At 59.8% G+C, this 20,597-nt stretch carries 19 protein-coding genes; 9 read left to right on the forward strand and 10 right to left on the reverse strand.

Translation table 11 applies throughout. The features are described from left to right. Positions 1–292: 292 nt before the first annotated feature. The 3 genes from BN1123_RS18770 to BN1123_RS21535 all read right to left on the reverse strand — a co-directional run bounded on the left by BN1123_RS18770 (position 293) and on the right by BN1123_RS21535 (position 1,738). Positions 293–658 carry a YijD family membrane protein gene (locus BN1123_RS18770; protein WP_042028966.1) on the reverse strand — a complete coding sequence of 122 codons (366 nt, stop codon included), beginning with the start codon at positions 656–658 and terminating at the stop codon, positions 293–295. A gap of 19 nt (positions 659–677) precedes the next feature. Beyond that, a complete protein-coding gene (fabR, locus tag BN1123_RS18775) occupies positions 678–1,298 on the reverse strand; it encodes an HTH-type transcriptional repressor FabR (RefSeq protein WP_026455969.1) in 621 nt (206 codons plus the stop codon). Between the two features lie 299 nt (positions 1,299–1,597). Continuing rightward, complete coding sequence (locus BN1123_RS21535) at positions 1,598–1,738, reverse strand: hypothetical protein (protein WP_167335320.1); 141 nt, start codon at positions 1,736–1,738, stop codon at positions 1,598–1,600. 186 nt (positions 1,739–1,924) lie between these two features. On the opposite strand from BN1123_RS21535, the gene BN1123_RS18780 reads away from it, so the two are divergent. Then, positions 1,925–2,551, forward strand: a complete 627-nt coding sequence (locus BN1123_RS18780; protein ID WP_042028967.1) for a lysoplasmalogenase — start codon at positions 1,925–1,927, stop codon at positions 2,549–2,551. Between the two features lie 51 nt (positions 2,552–2,602). On the opposite strand, the gene BN1123_RS18785 is transcribed toward BN1123_RS18780, so the two are convergent. Both BN1123_RS18785 and BN1123_RS18790 read right to left on the reverse strand, forming a co-directional pair. After that, complete coding sequence (locus BN1123_RS18785; protein WP_042028969.1) at positions 2,603–4,156, reverse strand: DHA2 family efflux MFS transporter permease subunit; 1,554 nt, start codon at positions 4,154–4,156, stop codon at positions 2,603–2,605. Next, entirely contained in the window at positions 4,156–5,208 is a 1,053-nt protein-coding gene (locus tag BN1123_RS18790) for an HlyD family secretion protein (RefSeq protein ID WP_042028970.1), read from the reverse strand. The genes BN1123_RS18785 and BN1123_RS18790 overlap by 1 nt, the downstream gene beginning before the upstream one ends. A 96-nt stretch (positions 5,209–5,304) precedes the next feature. On the opposite strand from BN1123_RS18790, the gene BN1123_RS18795 reads away from it, so the two are divergent. Together BN1123_RS18795 and BN1123_RS18800 are read left to right on the forward strand one after the other, a co-directional pair. Then, positions 5,305–6,207, forward strand: coding sequence for a LysR family transcriptional regulator (locus tag BN1123_RS18795; protein ID WP_042028971.1), 903 nt, complete (start codon positions 5,305–5,307; stop codon positions 6,205–6,207). A 9-nt stretch (positions 6,208–6,216) separates the two neighbouring features. Further along, positions 6,217–6,531: a putative signal transducing protein gene (locus BN1123_RS18800; protein ID WP_026455974.1), complete on the forward strand. Its 315-nt coding sequence runs from the start codon at positions 6,217–6,219 to the stop codon at positions 6,529–6,531. A gap of 5 nt (positions 6,532–6,536) precedes the next feature. On the opposite strand, the gene BN1123_RS18805 is transcribed toward BN1123_RS18800, so the two are convergent. Beyond that, positions 6,537–7,820, reverse strand: a complete 1,284-nt coding sequence (locus BN1123_RS18805) for a dicarboxylate/amino acid:cation symporter (RefSeq protein ID WP_042028972.1) — start codon at positions 7,818–7,820, stop codon at positions 6,537–6,539. A gap of 208 nt (positions 7,821–8,028) precedes the next feature. Between BN1123_RS18805 and BN1123_RS18810 the strand changes: the two genes are divergently transcribed. Both BN1123_RS18810 and BN1123_RS18815 read left to right on the forward strand, forming a co-directional pair. Beyond that, the gene (locus BN1123_RS18810) at positions 8,029–8,274 is read left to right on the forward strand and encodes a YecH family metal-binding protein (protein ID WP_026455976.1); all 246 of its coding nucleotides are present in this window, start codon (positions 8,029–8,031) and stop codon (positions 8,272–8,274) included. A gap of 98 nt (positions 8,275–8,372) precedes the next feature. Then, positions 8,373–8,972, forward strand: coding sequence for a YhgN family NAAT transporter (locus BN1123_RS18815; RefSeq protein WP_026455977.1), 600 nt, complete (start codon positions 8,373–8,375; stop codon positions 8,970–8,972). Here the strand turns inward: BN1123_RS18815 and BN1123_RS18820 are convergent. Further along, positions 8,945–9,937, reverse strand: a complete 993-nt coding sequence (locus BN1123_RS18820; RefSeq protein ID WP_042028973.1) for a LysR substrate-binding domain-containing protein — start codon at positions 9,935–9,937, stop codon at positions 8,945–8,947. The genes BN1123_RS18815 and BN1123_RS18820 overlap by 28 nt on opposite strands. Positions 9,938–10,210: 273 nt before the next feature. On the opposite strand from BN1123_RS18820, the gene tatA reads away from it, so the two are divergent. From tatA to BN1123_RS18840, 4 genes are all read left to right on the forward strand, one after another. Continuing rightward, positions 10,211–10,372, forward strand: a complete 162-nt coding sequence (tatA, locus tag BN1123_RS18825) for a twin-arginine translocase TatA/TatE family subunit (RefSeq protein ID WP_042028974.1) — start codon at positions 10,211–10,213, stop codon at positions 10,370–10,372. Between the two features lie 14 nt (positions 10,373–10,386). Continuing rightward, on the forward strand, positions 10,387–10,689 hold the full coding sequence (locus BN1123_RS18830) for a YfcZ/YiiS family protein (protein ID WP_042028976.1): 303 nt from the start codon (positions 10,387–10,389) through the stop codon (positions 10,687–10,689). A 123-nt stretch (positions 10,690–10,812) separates the two neighbouring features. After that, positions 10,813–12,231 (forward strand): MltF family protein, encoded by a 1,419-nt coding sequence (locus tag BN1123_RS18835; RefSeq protein WP_042028979.1) that lies wholly within the window; start codon positions 10,813–10,815, stop codon positions 12,229–12,231. A gap of 228 nt (positions 12,232–12,459) precedes the next feature. Further along, on the forward strand, positions 12,460–13,713 hold the full coding sequence (locus BN1123_RS18840; protein ID WP_042028982.1) for a phospholipase D-like domain-containing protein: 1,254 nt from the start codon (positions 12,460–12,462) through the stop codon (positions 13,711–13,713). Between the two features lie 495 nt (positions 13,714–14,208). On the opposite strand, the gene BN1123_RS18845 is transcribed toward BN1123_RS18840, so the two are convergent. The 3 genes from BN1123_RS18845 to BN1123_RS18855 form a co-directional block, all read right to left on the reverse strand. Next, entirely contained in the window at positions 14,209–16,767 is a 2,559-nt protein-coding gene (locus tag BN1123_RS18845; RefSeq protein ID WP_042028984.1) for a TRAP transporter permease, read from the reverse strand. Between the two features lie 103 nt (positions 16,768–16,870). Next, on the reverse strand, positions 16,871–17,842 hold the full coding sequence (locus BN1123_RS18850) for a TAXI family TRAP transporter solute-binding subunit (RefSeq protein WP_026457441.1): 972 nt from the start codon (positions 17,840–17,842) through the stop codon (positions 16,871–16,873). Between the two features lie 414 nt (positions 17,843–18,256). Beyond that, positions 18,257–20,398: a S9 family peptidase gene (locus tag BN1123_RS18855; protein ID WP_042028985.1), complete on the reverse strand. Its 2,142-nt coding sequence runs from the start codon at positions 20,396–20,398 to the stop codon at positions 18,257–18,259. Positions 20,399–20,597 lie beyond the last annotated feature (199 nt).

The raw sequence follows: 20,597 nt of genomic DNA on the forward strand, positions 1-20,597 counted from the left end.
CCAGATAGGGAAGGCTTTTTTGCTTTCTGGCATTTGCGAACGGGAATAAGGAAAGAAGAGAAAACTGCAGGACTGCGATTTGCCACTGGCAACACCCTCCCGGCTTGCAGTCTCTTATGCTTGAGCCGGACGGTGTCCGTCCAGTCAGAGAGTTGCTTGCTGCTGGCTTCTCAAACCCTGGCCTCAGGGAAGCATCGACTTTTCCCTATTCCTCTGCAGCCGTAAAAAAGCCTTCCCGATGGAAGGCTTTTTATCTTCATTTTGTACTGGTTAATACAGATATTCGGTTCTTTCAGGCTTTCTCTTTCTTGCCAAAACTCAGGCCCAGCTTGATGGAAAGGGCGGCCAATAGCAGCAACATCATGATCAGAGAGAAGAAATTACTGCCCATATCCGGGTATTGCACCTTGAGCAGGGCGGAATGACCAAATACACCGATAAAGAAGCAAAGCAGGGTACATATCGGGGTATTGCCCACCATGGGCTCCTGTCGATAGTGCAAAAACAGTTGATAGGCTGCCAGCACAAAAGCGATGAGAGGATAGAGGGAGAAGGGAACTTGCGAGTTGGTCAGCACAGCCAGCGATGCATCTCCGCAGATGCCAGTTAGCAGTGCCAGTATGAGAGGCTTTTTCGGGATCATGAGCTGTTCATGCATATCGTTCTCCATCCAATGGTTATGAGTGAGGGGCATGGCGTTTCTGGTTTTGAACCTCGGCACCCATGGCGATCATTCGCAGCTGGCGAATCGTACGCTCGGAGAGCGCACGGCACTCCTCGCTGGTCATGTCGAGGGCATCTGCCCCGGCGCTGAATACGATGGTGACCATGGCTTCGGCCTGAATATAGGCGTCTTCTCGCGGGGCCTGAGTGGTGGCCTCAAGGTAGTCGGTCAGCTCGGCAATGAAGTGCTGGATCTCGCGTGCCACGGCTTGGCGGAATGCGGCCGAGGTGCCTGAGCGTTCCCGCAACAGTAGCCGGAAAATGTTGGGGTTGTTCTCGACGAACTCCATAAAGGTCTGCACCGAGGTGCTGATGACGCTGCCGCCACCGGCAATGCGTTGACGGGCCTGGCGCATCAGCTGACGCAGAGTCAGGCCGCCTTCGTCCACCAGGGTCAATCCCAGCTCCTCCATATCGCGGAAGTGGCGATAAAAGGAGGTCGGGGCTATGCCGGCCTCTCGGGCGACCTCCCGCAGGCTGAGATTGGAGAAACTACGGTTGGCGCACAGTTGGCTGAATGCAGCATCGATCAATGTACGCCGGGTCTTTTCTTTTTGTTGAGCGCGAATACCCACGAAATCTGTCACCTTCAGCTTGTCGAGGCCAGATGATAACCCGAAGGCGTCTCAGGATCAGGTTTGTATCCTATTTTTTTGCCAGCGAGCGCGTCCTCTTGTTGGCGTCGGGGACTATGAGTCATGGTCCTCGCGATGAGGGATTCGGTGCGGCATTTTCTGGCGAAACTTGCCCTTGAGCCTGATATGTCCGTTCTGGAAGGGCTTGGTTGCAAGAGGCAATCAGTAAAAGAGAAAGCCACCAGTTAGGCGGCTTTTTCTTTACGTGATATGTGCCGTTTACCTTGCCTGAAGGTGGATTATTCCGGCATATCCTGCTCTTGCAGTGCACTTAGGGTCTGTTGTTCCAGCTGGCTGAGGCCCAGTTGCTCACAAGCCTGCTCAAAACTGATCCCCAAATGGCACATCATGATATCGATCGCAGGCAGATAGTTTTTCATAGCTTCTTCCATGGTGATCCTCCGAACCCGTCTCTTATGCCCTGAGTGACTCGGGGCTGCAATTAGACTTTAGGCTTAGTCCGCTCGTTTGATAACCCCCTGCCACAGCGGACGACTATTTGTTAATCTACTCAATGAGATAGAATGGTTTCCGTATGGCAGCGAGCATCAGGTAAGGGGCAGGGCATGTTATTGAGTTTCTTGATCATCGCATCCGGTTGGTGGCATATCCGCGCCGCCTATGGTGCTGATTATCGCCAGTTTTATCTCAGCAAGCCGCTGACCATGCTGTTTATCATCGCGCTGGCATTCGGTTACCAGGGTTATGATCACGATGGATCCCACGCCTGGATCCTGCTTGGGCTCTGTCTCTCGCTGGCGGGTGATGTGTTGCTGATGCTGCCGGCAGATCGTTTCGTTGCGGGGTTGGCGGCATTTCTTGTCGCGCATCTCTGTTACATCGTCGGTTTTGCCCAAGGTCCCTTGTTGCTCAATCTGGTGGATGGGCTTTTGCTGTTGCTGGTCGCCGGCATGGTGTTTGGTGTCTTGTGGAGCAAGCTGGGGGAGATGCGGATCCCTGTCTTCTGCTACATGTTGGTGATCATCTGCATGGCCTGGGTGGCAGCCGGTGCCTGGCATGCTTCTCTGACCGCAGGCAGTGCCGCAGCTCTTGTGGGGGCACTGATGTTCCTCTTCTCAGATACTATGCTGGCACTCGATCGCTTCCGCCGCCCCTTCCCCCAGGCTCGGGCTTGGATCATGAGCAGCTATTTTGCGGCGCAATTCCTGATAGCCGGGTCGCTGGCGGGCTGAGTATTACCGCTAACACAAAACGGGCCCAAGGGCCCGTTTCTGATTAGGGCATCATGCTTCTATCGGTTCGGCATCAGCTGCCCTGGGGGCTGGTTGCTTGAGCAGCAACATCAGGCCGCTGGCGATCAGCAGGAAGATGCCCATCACATAGAACACCTGGTTGTAGGCCATGATGGCCGCCTCGCGGCTGATGGTATTCGACAGCATGGTCTGGGCTTGTTGCCTGGCCAGCTCCGGGCCAGAACCTTGTGCCATCATGCTCTGGGTCAGCTGCAGCAGATAGTTCTGTCCCTCTATGCTGCTGGCGGCCAGGGTACTGCTGATCTGGCTGACATGGACCCGGGTATCGTTGTCGATCATGGTCGCTATGATGGCGATGCCAAAGGCGCCCCCCAGGTTGCGCAATACGTTGAGCAGGGTAGAAGAGGAGGGGATTTCGTCATGGGTCAGGCTGGCGGTCGCCACCAGCGAGAGCGGCACCATGATGAAGGGCTGGCCCAGCGCCCGCACGATGAGCGACTGGATCAGCTGGGGGCCGGCATAGTCGGCGCTCATGTTGACGTTCATAAAGCAACTGGCGGCGAACACCAGAAAGCCGAAGCTCACCAGATAGCGCGGATCTATCTTGTGGGTCAGCCTGGGCACCAGCGGCAGCACCAGCAATTGTGGCAGGCCCATCCACATCAACACTTCCCCTATCTCCAGCGCGTTGTAGTTGTGGATCTGGGTCATGTAGAGCGGTAGCACATAGATGGAGCCCATCAGTGCCATGCCAAGCACCAGATAGGCAAAGCAGGCCAGGGCGAAACGCGGGTTGTGCAGCAGTCTCAGATTGACCAGTGGATGGCGTCTGAGCAGTTGACTGATGACGAAGAACACCAGCGCGACCACAGAGATGGCGGTGAGTCGCACGATGAAGCTGGAACCGAACCAGTCCTCCCTGTTGCCCTCTTCCAGCACCACTTCCAGCAGACCCAGCCCCACCGCCATGGTGACGATGCCGACGAGATCCACTCGCTTGATCACCCCCCAGTCCACCGGCTGCTTGTCCAGTCCGTGGGCCAGCATCGCCAGCACCAGCAGACCGGGTGGCACATTGAGGTAGAAGATGTAGTGCCAGGACATCTGTTCGGTCAGCCAGCCACCCAGGGTCGGGCCGATGGCGGGGGCGAAGGTGGCGCACAGGCCGAACAGCGCCATGCCGGTGGCTCTCTTCTGCAGGGGCAGCAGAGTCACGATGAGCGAGAAGGCCATGGGGATCAGCGCCCCTCCGGTGAAGCCCTGCAGCGCACGGAAGATGATCATGCTGGTGAGGTTCCAGCTGAACGAGCAGAGCACGGAGGCGATGATGAAGGCCCCAGTGGTCCACAGCAGGTAGCGCCGCACGCTCAGCCCCCGGCTCAACCAGCCGCTCAGCGGGATGGCGATCATCTCCGCCACCAGATAGGAGGTGGAGATCCAGGAGCTCTCGCTCAGGGTCGCCGACAGGGCCCCCTGAATGTCTTTCAAAGAGGCATTGGTGATCTGGATGTCGAGGATGGCCATGAAGGCACCGATAAGGCCCCCCATGACCGCGATCCAGTTGCGGCGTGGAATAGGTTCCATCAGTTGGCCGCAACCAGAGGTTCGGGAGTGCGGGTGTCCACTATCACTTCGGTGGAGAGGCCTGGGCGCAGCTTGCCTGTCAGGGGACCCGGCTCGGGGATGCGGATCTTGACCGGCACTCGTTGCACGATTTTGGTGAAGTTACCGGTGGCGTTTTCCGGCGGCAGCAGCGCGAACTTGGCGCCGGTAGCGGGTGCCAGGCTATCGATGATCCCCTCGATTGGCTGATCCGGATAGGCATCCAGGATCACTTCCACTTTTTGTCCGGGTTGCATGTGAGCGAGCTGGGTCTCCTTGAAGTTGGCCTCGACCCACACCTGCTGCAGCGGCACCAGGCTGGCCACCTGCATGCCGGACTGGACGTAGAGCCCTTCCCGCAGGCTGCGTTTGCCGATGATGCCGTCGGCAGGGGCACGCAGTTCGGTGTAGCCAAGCTCCAGCTTGGCCTGTTCAAGCTGGGCGGAGCTCAATGCCAGCTTGGCCTGATTCTGTTTCGCTTCAGCATCCAGCACCAGCAGCCGTTCACGAGCGGCCTGCAGGGCGGCCTTGGCTTCCTGCATCTGTGCCTGCGTGACCTGCAGGCTGGCGCGCACTTCGTCCAGACTATCTTGCGAGCTGTAGTGGCGCTGGTTGAGCTGGCCTATTCGCTGCACCTGCTGCCGGGCACGCAGTTGCTCGGCTTCGGCGGAGGCGACCCTGGCTTCGGCCTGCTGGATCAGGCTCAACTGCTGGACACGGGTCGCGGCCAGGTTCTCGATAGTGGCCTGAATAAGGTGAAGATCGGCCTGTGCCTCTGCTACCTGGCTTTGGAACTCGCGATCATCGAGGCGGGCGATCAGCTGACCCGCCTTGACCGACTGGTTATCGGTCACCAGCATCTCGCTGATATAACCGGACAGCTTGGAGCTGATCCCGGTCACTTCACTTTGCAAATAGGCGTTGTCGGTGCTTTCGAAATAGCGGCCATGAAGATACCAGTAACCGGCAAACAGCAGGCCAAGCAGGGCCAGCACCATGGCGGCCAGCAGGGGAATTTTCTTGTGTTGACTCATCGGGGGGATTCCTGAACTTAAGAGACGCAGGCTAACACCGGCCAACTGTTTCGATTAGTATCAGGTTATGAGAATAACTGTCTCATTGGTGAAACAATGGATCTCAATGCCGCATTAATCCTGGTTCGTATCGTCGACAAGGGATCTTTTACCGCCGCCGCCCAGGAGCTGGGGATGACCAAGGCGATGGTAAGCCGACGCATTGCCGAGCTGGAGCGTCGGCTCGGCGTGCGCTTGCTCTATCGCTCCACCCGCCAGCTCACGCTGACGGAAGAGGGAGAGCAATATTACCAGCGCTGCAGCAAGGCGGTGGATGCCCTGACGGAGGCCGAGCTGATGCTGAGCGCCCGCCAGCAGGAGGTGACCGGCACCCTCAAGCTGGCCGTACCTATCGAGACCGGGCAACTGGTAGTCGGTCGCATGGTCGCCAAATTTCTGCAGCGCTATCCCGCCATGCAGGTGGAGCTGGAGTTGACCAACCGGATCCTGGACCCCATCAGCGAGGGACTCGACGCCGTGGTGCGGGTGGGGGACATGAGCAATTCCAATCTGGCGGCGCGTCGGCTCTGGAGTACCGAGCGGCTGCTCTGTGCCAGTCCGGACTATCTGGCTCGCAGTCCGGCGATCGCCCGGCCGGAGGACTTGCTCCGCCATGAGCGGGTGGCGGTCAGCAGCGGTTTTCTGGCGTCCCACTGGTGTTTTGAACGGGATAGCAGAGAGGTTCTGGTTGACCCCCCATCCCGTTTTCGGGTTAATAATATTACCTGCGCCAGGGAGGCCGCAAAGGCGGGGCTGGGGCTTGCTTCGTTACCCGCTATGCTCTGTCTGGAGGAGCTGGAACGCGGTGAACTGGTCTCCCTGCTGCCTGAGTGGCAACAGCCGAGAGTACCCATCTATCTGTTGTTTCCGGAGCGGCGCCTGATGCCGCGCAAGTTGCGGGCGTTTATCGATTTCATGGTGGAGAACGGTGTCGAGTTCGGCATCGACAAGCTGCTGTAAGGGGGACCTATGGAAAACTGGATCAACCTCTATCGCGCCTCCCACTCTCTTGAAGCCCACGCGCTCAAGGGGGCGCTGGAAGTGGAAGGGGTCATGGTGCGCCTCAGTGGCGAGGGGCTGTCAGGCGCATTGGGCGAGCTGCCAGTCGATCTGCTTCAGGTCACCCTGATGGTGCGAGCCGAGGATCGCAGCAAGGCCGGCAGAGTCATCGAGCGTTACCAGCAACGTCAGGGCAACGGCTGGCTCTGTGGTCAATGCGGGGAGGAAAATGGCGCCAACTTTGATGTCTGCTGGCGCTGTCATCACGATCCCCATGACGGTTGAACGGGCTAGCGCAGGGGGAAGTCGATATCTTCCCCTGCGTGTTCGTCATGATAGGTCGCCATATCCAGTTCGTTCTCGCTGCGCGCAATCAGCACTGAAACCAGTATATCCCCCGAGACGTTGACGGCGGTGCGCGCCATGTCGAGGATCCGGTCGATCCCGGCGATGAGCGCCACTCCCTCCAGCGGCAGGCCGACGGCAGTCAGGGTCAGGGTCAGCAGCATCAGACCGGTGCCCGGGGTGCCGGCGGTGCCGATGCTGGCCAGGGTCGCGATGCTGATGATGGTCAGGTAATCCACTACGTGCAGATCGACACCAAAGGCCTGGGCCACGAACAGGGCGGTGACGCCCTGATAGAGGGCCGTACCATCCATGTTGATGGTGGCACCGATGGGCAGCACCTTGGCAGTGATGGCGGAAGAGACCCCCAACCGTTTCTCGGCACAGGCCAGGCTGATGGGCAGGGTGCTTGAGCTGGAGCTGCTGGTGAAGGCCACGGCCTGGGCATCGACGATGCTCTTGAAGTAGTGCAGCGGATTGAGGTGCGCCAGCAGGAGCAGCAGGGCGCTGTAAACTCCCAGCACATGCAACAGGCAGCCGAGGTAGACGGCACCGATCACCTTGAACAGCGGCAACAGCAGGTCGATGCCATATTTGCCGATCATCCAGGCCATCAGGGCACAGACGCCGTAGGGCGCCAGCGCCATCACCATCTGGGTCAGTTTGAACATCCCCTCCGACAACGAACTAAAGAAGCGGATGGCGGGGCGACCGCGGCGGCCGCTGGCGTTGAGCGCCACGGCGAGGGCCAGGGCGAAGACAAGCACCTGAAGGATCTTGCCATCAACCATGGCCTGGATGGGATTGCTGGGGACCAGCTGGCTGAGCACTGTGCCCAGAGTCGGTTGCTGCACCATCCCGACCCGTTCATAAGGGCCCATGTCGGCACCCATGCCGGGTTCCAGCAGCCAGCCCATCATCAGGCCGATGCAGATGGCGATGGCAGTGGAGCCCAGATAGAGGCCGATGGCCTTGCTGCTGATGACATCCAGTTTCTTGCCCTTGAGCAGGGCGGTGAGGCCGGCGATGACAGAGCAGAAGATGAGGGGCACCATCAGCATCTGGATGGTGTTGACGAACAGCACGCCGATGGGTTTGAGCAGCAGGGCCTGCTCTTTGAAACCGACTCCGAGGGTGACCCCCAACAGCATGCCGATCAGGGTCTTGAGCCAGAGTGGGCGGCGGGTCCAGATCTGCCAGGGCTTGAAAGCCTCTCCATGGAACAGCATGACGCCAATATCCTTATTAATTTGTCTGCAATGGCAAAAGGGGCGCCAGTGTAGCGATCCCCGATGCGGGTTGCCACATTATCGACAAAGGAGTCGCCACGACCAGTCTCTTGACCGGGTAATGCGTGATTTATTGGTCTACATCAAGATCCCCGGCGCCCTGACAGGATTTAATGAGCATTAAATATGTTCATTAATGAGGTGCAAAATGTCGCAATCGGTACATGGTCACGAAGTGATGGAGATGATGCTGGAGCAGGGCGGACAGTTTACCCGTGCCAGCCTCAAGCAGGCGATGGCCGAGCGTTTTGGCGAACAGGCGCGTTTTCATACCTGCAGCGCCAGCGAGATGGATGCCGAGGCCCTGATTGACTTCCTGGCTGCCCGCGGCAAGTTCATCGAGTCCGCCGACGGCTTCCAGACCCACGCCGACAAGATCTGCAACCACGGTTGACCCTCTGCGAGCGCATCATGGCGCTCGCTGAATACCTCCCATTTTGCTATATTTCGCCCCTTCTCTTTTTGCTATTCAAGGCGTAGCCAGGGCGTTGTATGGATACCTTCTCTGCCGCAGTCATGCTGTTTCTGATCATGGACCCGCTGGGTAACCTGCCGGTCTTCCTCTCCATTCTGCGTCACATCGATCCCAAGCGGCGACGCAAGGTGATGATCCGCGAGCTGCTTTTCTCTCTGGCGATCATGATGCTGTTCCTGTTCGTCGGCCAGCAGATCCTGAGCTTCCTCAACCTGCGTCAGGAGGCGGTGAGCATTGCCGGCGGTATCATCCTCTTCCTCATCGCCATCAAGATGATCTTCCCGGGAGAGGGCGGTGTGACCGGGCTTGCTGCGGGTGAAGAACCCTTCCTGGTGCCGATGGCGATCCCGATGATCGCCGGCCCCTCCATCCTCGCCTCCCTGCTGCTGCTCGCCAACCAGGAGCCGACCCGGATGGTCGACTGGTCGCTGGCCCTCTTCATGGCCTGGGGCGCCAGCGCAGTGATCCTGATGTTCTACGAGGTGTTCAACAAGCTGCTGGGTGAGCGTGGACTCACTGCGGTGGAGCGGCTGATGGGCATGCTGCTGGTGATGATCTCGGTGCAGATGCTGCTCGATGGCGTGCACCACTACTTGCAGGTGACGGCCCAGTCCTGATCGTCAGTATGGGCGTGAGGCTCAAGTTGGCTCATGATCTGGGTCAGCAGGGTCTCGCGCAACCAGCGATGGCCCGGATCCTCGTCATGGCGCTGATGCCAGATCAGCAGGTGGGAGATGCTGTCCAGCTCGATGGGCAGAGGTAGCTGCATCAGGGGATAGACCTGGGTCGCATGGCGGGCATAGAGACTTGAGAGCGTCACTATCATGTCGGAGTGCATCCCCATCCGCAGCGCCGCCTCGAACGAGGGGACGGTTGCCTCGATCCGCCGGTAGAGATCCTGTTCCGCCAGCTTGTAGTCCAGCATCCAGCGATCCCGTCCCTCGCAGTAGGTCTGTACATGGGGGTAGCGCAGATAGTGGTCCAGATCCCAGCCTGGTTCCCGCAACGCGGGGTGATGCTTTTGCACCAGGCAGGTCAATCCGTCGATGGCCAGCAGCCGCTGGCAGATGCTGCTTGGCAGGGTATCGAGCCGGTAATCCGAGTTGATGCAGTTCTCCCGCACCGTGAAGGCGATATCCACCTGCCCCTGGCTCATCTCGGTCAGGCTGTTCTCGGTCCACTCTTCATAGCGCAGGCGGATCCGTGGCGCTTGGCGCTTCAGTTCGCTCAGGTAGAGCGGGGCAAACAGGGTGAAGGCACTGTCCATGCTGGCGATGACGAACTCCCGCTCCGAACTGGCGGGATCGAACGCGGGGGGCTGGATCAGGTTGTCCAGCGACAGCAGTATGGGTTGCAACTGCTGTTGCAGCGTCTGGGCTCGGGCGGTGGGTTCCAGCCCGTAGGCGGAACGGATGAAGAGCGGGTCGTCGAAAGTCTCGCGTAGCCGTCCCAGGGCCTTGCTGACGGCAGACTGGCTCAGGTGAAGGCGACGGGCCGCCTTGCTGCCGTTGCGCTCTTCCAGCAGCACCTGCAGGATGATGAGCAGATTGAGGTCAATGCGGGCCAGTTGTTCCAGTAGCATGATATGAATCCTGTTCAATACAAGGATGAATTTATACCATTAGTATTCATATCTTGGCGATCTTATCCTCTAGAGGTCTCGGGCCCGCCAGGGCCGCTGGTACAGGATGTAGCGGTTGAGGGGACAAAGTAGCACAAGCAATATGGCGGCCCCGGGCCGCCATATTTTTTGGGCGATTTATTTGCCAACTTGCACCCGTCTTGATTTTACCCAACAATCCTTGCGCGTTAATTTGATACAACCAGCAGATATCTCTGGATGAGAGGTTTCCCTATGGGACTCGGTGGAATTCATATCTGGCATTTGTTGATCCTCTTGCTGGTGGTCGTGCTGGTGTTTGGCAGCAAACGCCTGACCAGCGCCGGCGAGGATCTGGGTACCGCCATCAGGGATTTTCGTAAAGCCTTGCGTGACGATGCAAATCATCCGAAATGAGTAGGAGTGGAAGTATGTCTGTAGACGATAAAGTTGAATTGAACGAAACCTGCGACAGCTGTGGTTGCTTTGCCGAGATTGGCACCATTATCGGCGAAGGTGATGACGTGATGGATCTGGTGATCGAGGCCGCTGAAGAGGGTGCTGCCCGCGCCAAACTGGCCGCCTATGAGGCGCTGGCCAAGCAGGTCACCGAAGAGGCCAAGGTGAGCAGCGAGCTGACCCAGGGCGCCGATGGGGTGATCCTGAAAGCCCGCCTGCAGTTCACCTGCACCGCCGAAAAACTGATTTTCGAGATGCGGGCTCGCGCCATCTGAGCACTGTAATGATGCGGCAGGTACGCCTGCCGCGTTGACCCTTCTGCCGTGGGTCGAGTTCTATAGTTAGTCTATTCCACCGTCGGTATTGACCGGCGCGAGTGGCCAACAAAAGGCGAACACATGCGGCAATGGATCTGGGGCCTGCTGGCTCTCTGGTGTCTTCCTCTGCTGGCGGCCGATCTCAAGCCGCAGCGTCTTCCCCAGCCCGGGGACCTCGACAGTATCCTGCAAAAGCGTGAACTCAGGGCCCTGGTGGTCTATGAGCGCGGCTTCTACTTCCTCGACAAGGGGGCCCAATACGGCATCCTGGTCAACCAGCTGCAAGGGTTCGAACGCTGGTTGAACAAGACTTATCTCGCCAAGGAGAAGGTCAAGCTCAAGGTGGTTTACATCCCGGTCAGGCAGGACAAGCTGCTGGATTATCTGACGGAGGGGCGTGGCGATCTGGTGGCGGCCACCATGACGGTCACCCCGACCCGAAGGGAGCAGGTCAGCTTCTCCAGGCCGCTCATCTCTTCCATTGAGGAGTGGGTGGTAAGCCAAAATAGCCTGCCCTCCTTTAACCGCATCACCCAGCTCTCCGGCCGGCGGGTCTGGGTGCGGGCCAGCTCCAGTTACTACGAGAGCCTGCGCCAGCTCAACTGGCTGTTCCGCGAACTGGGACTGCCCCCCGTCTACATAGAGACGGTGCCCGAATATCTGCAGGATGGCGATTTGCTGGAGATGGTGGCGGCCGGGATTATCCCCCTCACGGTGACTGACAGCTACAAGGGGCGGATCTGGCTCGGGATGATCGATGGTCTCAAGGCGCACAAGCTGGTGCCCCTGCGCAGCAATGGCACCAGTGCCTGGGCGCTGCGCAAAAACAGCCCCGAGCTGCTCAAGGCGGTCAACGGTTATCTGGCCAGCGTCAGCCAGCACAGCCTGTTCAGCGATCTGACCCTGCGGCGCTTGCTGGCCCACAGCGAGCGGATGAGCAACATATTGGCTCCGGATCCCTTGGGGCGACTGGCAAAGATCCGTAAGGTGCTTGAAAAATATGCGGAAAAATATGACATCGACTGGTTGATGCTGGCAGCGCTGGGATACAAGGAGTCTGGTCTCAATCCCAACGTGCGCTCCCCAAAAGGGGCGGTTGGCATCATGCAGCTGCTGCCTGCCACCGGGCGGGAAGTGGGGATCACGGGGGCCAGGCTGGCGAGTCTGGAGGGCAACGTGGAGGCCGCCTGCCGTTATATGCGGTTGATCCTCGACACCTATTTCAACGATCCCGGTCTGGATCGGCTCAATCGTCACCTGTTTGCCCTAGCTGCTTACAATGCAGGGCCCAACCGGGTGCAGGCATTGCGCAACAAGGCCCGCTCACTGGGGCTGGATCCCGATGTCTGGTTTGGCAACGTGGATCAGCTGGTGGCCAACGAGGTGGGGCAGGGGCCGATCAACTATGTGGGGACCATCTACAAGTACTATGTCGCCTACCGTTTCAGCCTGCTCCAGATTGAAGGCAAGGCTGCCGCAATCGAGGCGGTGCAGCCCTGAGCTCCTGGCCGGATTGGGCCGGCAGGGTCACCGGAAGCTGCCAGCCGCCATCCCTGTGCTGCAAAAACCAGTGCACGGGGTCGGTGGTCGGGACGACATCTGGCTGGCCTGACTGGTCGAGATAGCGCACCATCGGGGTATCGTGCAGTTCCATCAGCAGCTCCTTGCTTGCTATTCAGAGAGGCTTGCCAGCGTTATGACACTCCCCGATGACAACAGGATGACAGCATGATCCCGGGATCCTTCGCCCTGATCGCGGATCCCCTGCTGGCACTCAAGGTGCGCTGTCAGTGGATCCGCACTGCTCGCGAGCGGATCCAGGCCCAGTACTACAGCTGGGAAGAGGACAGCAGCGGCAAGCTGCTGCTCAGCGAACTGCTCCATGCCGCCAGGCGCGGGGTCAGGGTCGAGCTGCTGGTGGATGATCTCTATGCTGGCGACAACCGCTTTCTGGAGATGGTGGCCCACGAGCCGGGGATCGAGGTGCGCCTGTTCAACCCCTTCTGGTTGCGGGGCTGGCGACCCCTGGCACTGCTACTGGAGGGGCTATTCAGCTTTCGCCGCATCAATCACCGCATGCACAACAAGCTGCTGCTGGTGGATGGCAGGCTGGCGCTGATCGGCGGTCGCAACATCGGTGATCGCTACTTCCATCTCGACGATCAACCCCCCTTTGTGGATCTGGATCTCGCCTGCCGGGGAGCGCTGTGTCAGGAGATGGCGCAGGGATTTGCCCAGTTCTGGCACAGCCGCTGGAGCCATCCCATTCGCCACCTGTTGCGACGCTCCCCGCTGCCCGCCGAGGCCCGGGTGGTCAATGACTTCCTGCTCACCATGACGGATCCGGCCATTGCCGCCGTCTATTCATTGCCGGCCAACCTGTTTGTCGATGAACCCCTGGCGCTGCAGTGGCACGACGGTGTGGCGGAGGTGTGGTTCGACCGGCCCGGAAAGGGATTGATCTCGCGACCCGCCACGGCCCGCCAGCTGTGGCAGCGACTGGCAGACAATCCGCACTCATTGTCGTTGGTGACCCCTTACCTCATCCTGACCCGTGGCTTTCGCCGCCGCCTGTTGCAGTTGCGTCAGCGGGGCGTGACCATCGATATCCTCACCAACTCCCTGGCCAGCACGGATGTGCCTCTGGTCTATGGCGCCTACCGACGCTATCGCGGCTGGCTGTTGCGGCAGGGGATCCAGGTGCACGAGTTTGGCGATGACAGCCACAGCCTGCATGCCAAGCTGATCCTGCTGGGGCGGGAACGGGCACTGTTTGGCAGCCTTAACCTCGATCCCCGCTCGCTGTTTCTCAACACCGAGCTGATGCTGCACCTGCGTTGCCCGACCTTGTGCGAGCAGCTGAGGTCGTGGCTGATGCACTGGCAGGAGCAGGCCAGTAGCGCACCCCGCAAAATCGATGGCTGGCCCCGGCGACTGGTGGCCCGACTCAGTGACTGGTTGCCCCTGAAGCGCTGGCTGTGAGGCGGGTGTTTTTTGTGCGAGATCTCGCAAAGCCTTGTACGCCTTTGCTTATCCTCCGTGCGGGTGAATAGCTATTCATTTCCTTATCTTGCTGTTTTTAAATGAATTATTGTTAATGTGAAGGCGGTTTTTTGTATCAACACGGGAACTTCAGGGCATAAAAACGTTTTTTTATTTTATTTGTCTGCGTAATATTTCACTTGCAAGGACAAACACGGCGGCCCGTCTGCCGTGTGGATGAAGGCAACAAAGGGTGACCGGTCGACTGCATCGCTGCAATCGACACTGACTTCGGATGGGTAGCGGACTCTGGGGAAGTGGGGCAAGGCATCCGGCGTGGCCGGACTCCAATATGGAACATGCTATTTGCGAGGGGGTGACATGGAAATGTCACCCCACTTTTTTTGGGGGCCGTTTTTCCTCTTGGGCCACCTTCGCCGCCATGGTCTATGCCGGACAAAAAAACAGGGCCGCATCACGCGGCCCTGTCAGGGATCAAGCAGGTTGTGGTGCCAGGCGTCGGCGTTGCAGCCAGACGATGACCCCGAACAGCAGGAAACCCGGGAGCCACATCAGCTCCTTGTTCCAGCGATCGGTCGGAGCCTTGACGGCGAGGATCTCTTGGTCAAACTCCAGCCCCATGCCGGCGGCAGGGCTGCCGAAGGCCACGTTGTCGATCAGGGTCTTGCCATCCTGTTCATAGAGGCTCAGGCCCAGATTGGCCAGACGCTCTTCACCGTTGGCACCATCTGGCACGGCAACCAGCAGGGTGAACTTGCGGGGTTTGCCCACCGCATCTTCCCCTTGGACCCGCAGCCGCAAGGTGCTCTCCACCTCCAGTTCACCCATAGTCTGGGCCAGCTGGGCGGGTGGCGTCTCGCGATAGGGATCGTGCACCATGTCCATCCAGAAGCCGGGGCGGAACAGGGTAAAGGCGACCAGCAGCAACAACACGCTCTCGTACCAGCGGCTCTTCACCAGGAAGTAGCCCTGGGTTGCGGCGGCGAAGATCAGCATGGCGATGGTAGCCACGATGAAGATCATCACCCCGTGGGCAAAGTCCACGTCGATCAGCAGCAGATCCGTGTTGAAGATGAACAGGAACGGCAGTGCCGCGGTACGCAGGCTGTAGTAGAACGCCGTGATACCGGTCTTGATGGGATCACCCTTGGAGACGGCGGCCGCGGCGAACGAAGCCAGCCCCACCGGCGGGGTCACGTCCGCCATGATGCCGAAATAGAACACGAACAGGTGCACGGCGATGAGCGGCACAATGAGGCCGTTCTGCTGACCCAGAGTGACCACCACGGGCGCCAGCAGGCTGGATACCACTATGTAGTTGGCGGTGGTGGGCAGCCCCATACCTAGGATGAGGCTGAGCAGGGCAGTCAGCAGCAGCATCAGCAGCAGATTGCCCATGGAGAGCATCTCCACCAGATCGGCCAGCACCAAGCCAACCCCGGTCTGGGAGACGGCGCCGACTATGATGCCGGCAGTGGCAGTGGCGATACCGATGCCGATCATGTTGCGGGCACCGGCCACCAGACCTTCGCGCAGGTCGATGACGCCGTCCCGTACGGTGCCGTAGTCATGTTTGCCGTCGGTGCGCAGCCAGTTGAGCAGCGGACGCTGGGTCAGCAGGATGATGACCAGCATGACGGTGCCCCAGAAGGCGGACAGGCCGGGGGAGAGGCGCTCGATCATCAGACACCATACCAGTACCACCACCGGCAACAGGAAGTGCAGGCCGGAGAGCAGCACGGTGCGGGTGTCGGGCAGCTCGGTGAGCGGCTTGTCGGGATCTTCGGCTGCTAGCGGTTCATTGCTGGCGGCGATCTTCAGCAGGCCCACATAGGTGGCGGCCAGCAGCAGGGATATCCCCGGCAGGGCATAGTCGCCCAAGGCCGGCTTGAGCCAGCCCAGACCGTAGTAGACCGCCATCGAGAGGCCGCTGATGAGGGCGGCGCCGAAGGCAAAGCCGGTCAGGCGACGCAGCCAGGGCTTGGGCTGATGGCCACCGATGGGTTGCATGCCGAGCTTGAGCGCTTCCAGATGGACGATGTAGAGCAGGGCGATGTAGGAGATGGCCGCCGGCAGGAAGGCGTGCTTGATGATCTCCACGTAGGGAATGCCGACGTACTCCACCATCAGGAAGGCCGCAGCCCCCATCACGGGCGGCATGATCTGGCCGTTGACCGAGGAGGCCACTTCCACCGCCCCGGCTTTCTCGGAGCTGAAACCCACCTTTTTCATCATGGGGATGGTGAAGGTGCCCGTGGTGACCACGTTGGCGATAGAGGAGCCGGAGATGAGGCCGGTGAGGCCGGAGGCGACCACCGCCGCCTTGGCCGGGCCGCCACGCAGGTGGCCGAGCAGGCTGAAGGCGAGCTGGATGAAGTAGTGACCGGCGCCGGCCCGCTCGAGCAGGGCGCCAAACAGCACGAACAGGAACACGAAGCTGGTGGAGACCCCGAGGGCGATGCCGAACACCCCTTCGGTGGTGATCCACTGGTGATTGGCCAGCGCGGTAAAGCTGACCCCGCGGTGTGCCAGCAGACCCGGCATCCAGGGGCCGGCCAGGCTGTAGACCAGGAAGACGATGGCGATCACCGCCAGAGCCGGGCCGAGGGCGCGGCGTGCCGCTTCCAGCAGCAGGGGAATGCCGATGCAGGCGGTGACCAGATCCGAGGTGGTCAGGTTGCCGGGACGCTGGGCCAGCGCCTCGTACATCACGAACAGATAGGATGCGGCACCGGCGGCGATCAGTCCCAGCGCGATATCGCTGAGGGGGACTCGATCCCGCGGGGAGGAGCGAAACGCGGGAAACACCAGATAGGCCAGCAACAGGGCGAAGGTGAGATGAATGGCGCGCGTTTCGGTGTCATTGAGTACGCCAACCCCGAAAATGAAGGGGAGCGGCGAGGCGATCCAGAGCTGGAACAGGGACCAGGCCAGTGCCAGGGCGGTAATGAGCCAGCCCATGGCTCCCAGCGGCAGGCGGGCGCCTACATCCTGGGCGATCAGTTCCTCGGTAGAGAGTTGTTTGTCTTGCATAGGGTCAACTTGTGCCATCGAGTACAACAAAAACGACACCCGCCGCCGCAAACCGCGCAGCCAACGGGTGTCGAAGGAGTGACAAAGGCCCTGGGGCCTTCAATCAGAGCCAGCCGCGCTCTTTGTAGTAGCGAGCAGCGCCTTCATGCAGCGGAGCGGAGAGCCCCACCTTGATCATGTCGGCTTCCTTCAGGTCGGCGAAGGCCGGGTGCAGGCGCTTGAAGCGGTCCAGGTTGTCAAACACGGATTTGACCAGCTGGTAGACCACTTCCGGATCGGTTTTGGCGCTGGTAGAGAGCACCGCCTTGCCACCGATGGACGGGGTCGGCTTGTCGCTGCCCTTGTAGAGGCCACCCGGGATCTCGGCCTTGGTGTAGTAGCTCTTCTCGGCCAGCAGCTTGTCGATGTCAGCGCCGGTGACCGGTACCAGTACCGCATCCGTGGTGGTGGAGGCTTCCTGGATGGCACCGTTCGGGTGACCGACGAAGTAGCTCATGGCGTCGATGTTGTTGTCACCCAGCGCGGAAGCCTGCTCGGCCGGTTTCAGCTCGGAGACCAGACCGAAGTCGCTCTTCTTCCAGCCCTTGACCGCCATGATCTCTTCCATGGTGTCACGCTGGCCGGAGCCCGGGTTGCCGATGTTGACGCGCTTGCCTTTCAGATCGTCGAAGCCGGCGATCTTGGCGTCCTTGCGGGCCAGGATGGTGAACACTTCGCTCTGCAGGGAGAAGACGGCACGGATGTCGTCCATGGCACCTTCGGCCTGGAACGGGGGCAGCCCTTTCATCGCCTTGTACTGGTGGTCGGACTGCATGATGCCGAAGTTGAATTCGCCGCTGCGAATGCCGTTGACGTTGGCGACACCGCCGCCGCTGGCCGGGGCGTTGCACTTGATCTCATGCTCGGTGGAACCACGATTGAGGAAGCGGCAGATAGACTGACCTGCCACATAATAGACGCCGGTTTGACCGCCGGTGCCGATGGTCACGAAGCGCTCCTGCGCCTGTACCGGACCACCAAATGATACGCCGACCAGAGCAGCCGACAGTGCGCACGCCAAGGATAATCCTTTCATTTTTTCTCCCTTTTCTTGGATTTGGTTTACCCGATCCGCGGGTAAATTGATGGTAAGCCCGTTCTGCGCCGGGTTTGCCATTACTTCATGTGTGCTGCATGACAAGGGCGGGATCCTGGGTGCCCTTGCCTGCGGTCATCGCGTCCTGCGGTGACTGTCGTGGCGTCCTGCCACCGGGGGTATTTGGCCAATAGCAGGCCGGATAAAAAGTTGTAAGCACTCCGATTAAGCACATTTTGCCAACATAAATCAAACTAAATGGCAAACTAACGGAGTTAAATCTCGAGAAACATGACCGCGATCATTCATTTCCCTGTTGCAGATTAAGGGGAGTCGACGCGAAATGGAAGAGAGAAAAAGAGAGTCTGGATTCTTTTGTAGCCCTTGCGTGGCAAGGGCTACCGTGAAATGGACTCAGGGGGCCGGGTTGGCCAGATCCAGAATAAAGGCGTACTCCAGGGCTATATCCTCATAGGCCTTGAAGCGGCCGGACTTGCCACCGTGGCCGGCATCCATGTCGGTATTCAGCAACAACTTGTTATCATCCGTCTTCAGCTCCCGCAGCTTGGCCACCCACTTGGCAGGCTCCCAATACTGCACCTGGGAGTCATGCAGCCCGGTGGTGATCAGCAGATTGGGGTAGGTCTGGGCCTTGACCTGATCGTAGGGGCTGTAGGACTTCATGTAGTCGTAGTAGCGCTTCTGGTTCGGGTTGCCCCACTCGTCGTACTCGCCAGTGGTGAGGGGGATGGACTCGTCCAGCATGGTGGTGACCACGTCGACGAACGGCACCTGGGCCACTACGCCGCGATAGAGCTGGGGCGCCTGATTGATCACTGCCCCCATCAGCAGGCCGCCGGCGCTGCCTCCCATGGCATAGACCTGATCTTTGGCGCTATAGCCCTGTGCCACCAGTGACTCGGTGACGTCGATGAAGTCGTTGAAGGTATTCTGTTTTTTCAACAGCTTGCCATCTTCGTACCAGTGGCGGCCCAGCTCCTCACCGCCACGGATGTGGGCGATGGCGTAGACGAAGCCCCGATCCAGCAGGCTCAGGCGGGAGCTGCTGAAGTCGGGATCCATGCTGGCACCGTAGGAACCATAGCCGTAGACCAGCAAGGGGGTCTGGCCATTTTTCTTGAACTTGTCCTTGCGATAGACCAGCGAGACCGGCACGGCCACGCCGTCCCGGGCGGTCACCCAGAGCCGCTCACTGGCGTACTGCTCCGCCTTGAAGCCCGCCACCGGTTGCTGCTTGAGCAGGGTGCGCTTGCCGCTGGCCATGTCGAGCTCATAGGTGGATGAGGGCGTGGTCATGGAGGAGTAGCCATAGCGCAGGGCGCTGGTCTCCGGCTCCGGGTTGTAGGCGAGCCAGGTGACGTAGGCCGGGTCGTCGAAGGCGATCTCTTTCTGCTCGCCGCTCTGCCAGTTGATCTGGCGCAGCCGGGTCAGCCCCTGGTTGCGCTCTTCCACCACCAGCCAGTCCCGGAACAGGGCGTAGCTCTCCAGCAGCACGTCGGGATTGGGGGCGATCACCGGCTTCCAGCGATCCACCGGGCTCTCTTTGGTCTCGTACAGGCCGAAGTTCTTGCCGTCCTTGTTGGAGCGCACATAGAAGCGGCCACGGTAGTGATCCAGGGTGTATTCGTGATCTACCTTGCGCGGCAGGAACAGACGGGGTGCCTGCTCCGGCACGTTGGCATCGATGAGGCGCGCCTCGCCGGTGGTGGTGCTGGAGAGATTGATGACGATGAAGTCTTCCGAGGTAGTGGCGTAGAGGCTGACGTAGAAGCTGTCGTCCTTCTCCTCATAGACCAGCTCATCCCTGGCCGGATCCGTGCCCAGGGTGTGGCGATAGACCTGATAGGGCAGCAGGGTCTTGGGGTGCTTGCGTACGTAGAACACCGTTTTGCTGTCGTTGGCCCACACCAGGTTGCCCGAGGTGTTCTCCAGGGTATCCGCGGCCCACTTGCCGCTCTCCAGATCGAGGAACTGGATCCGGTACTGGCGGCGGGAGAGGTAATCTTCCGCCACCGCCAGCCAGCGGTTGTTGCGGCTCACTTCCAGCGCCCCAAGGGCGTAAAATTCGTGCCCTTCGGCCCGCTGGTTGCTGTCGAGCAGCAGCTTGGAATCCTGCTCTCCCAGCTTGGTGCGCGAATAGATGCCGTACTCCTTGCCCGGCTCGTAACGGGTCTGGTAGCGGTAGCCGTTCTTCACGTAGGGGACGGATTCGTCTTGCTGGGGAATACGGGCCACCATCTCCTTATAGAGGGTTTCACGCAGCGCCTTGGTCGGCTGGAGCATGGCCTCGGTGTAGGCATTTTCGGCCTTGAGGTAGGCCAGCACCTCGGGATCCTGACGATCGTCATCGCGCAGCCAGTAGTAGTTATCGACCCGGGTATCCCCGTGTTTCTTCAGCGTATGCGGGTGTTTGGCGGCAACGGGGGGTTGGACAGGGATTTCGCTTCTCGGCATGGCAGACTCTTGGTTGGCATAGGAACAGGGAACGGCTGTCAGACAGGCTAGCAGCAGAATCCCTCGAGAAAAGGGGAACATGTCGCATCCTTTGCGCGTTAACAGGGTTGGCGAACCGGCGTATCGGCTCCTTGAACTGGCCAACAATCTGCCCCTTGTCGCCGGTGGTTGCAAGCAGTCCCTTGTTATCGCAGGAAAAACCATCAAAAAAGGCCGCTATCTCGCGATAGCGGCCTCTTCTCTGGCCATGAGCGACAAGGGTCCGCTCAGGTGTGCCTCA

This window comes from Aeromonas enteropelogenes, assembly GCF_000819845.1.
Classification (GTDB): domain Bacteria; phylum Pseudomonadota; class Gammaproteobacteria; order Enterobacterales; family Aeromonadaceae; genus Aeromonas; species Aeromonas enteropelogenes.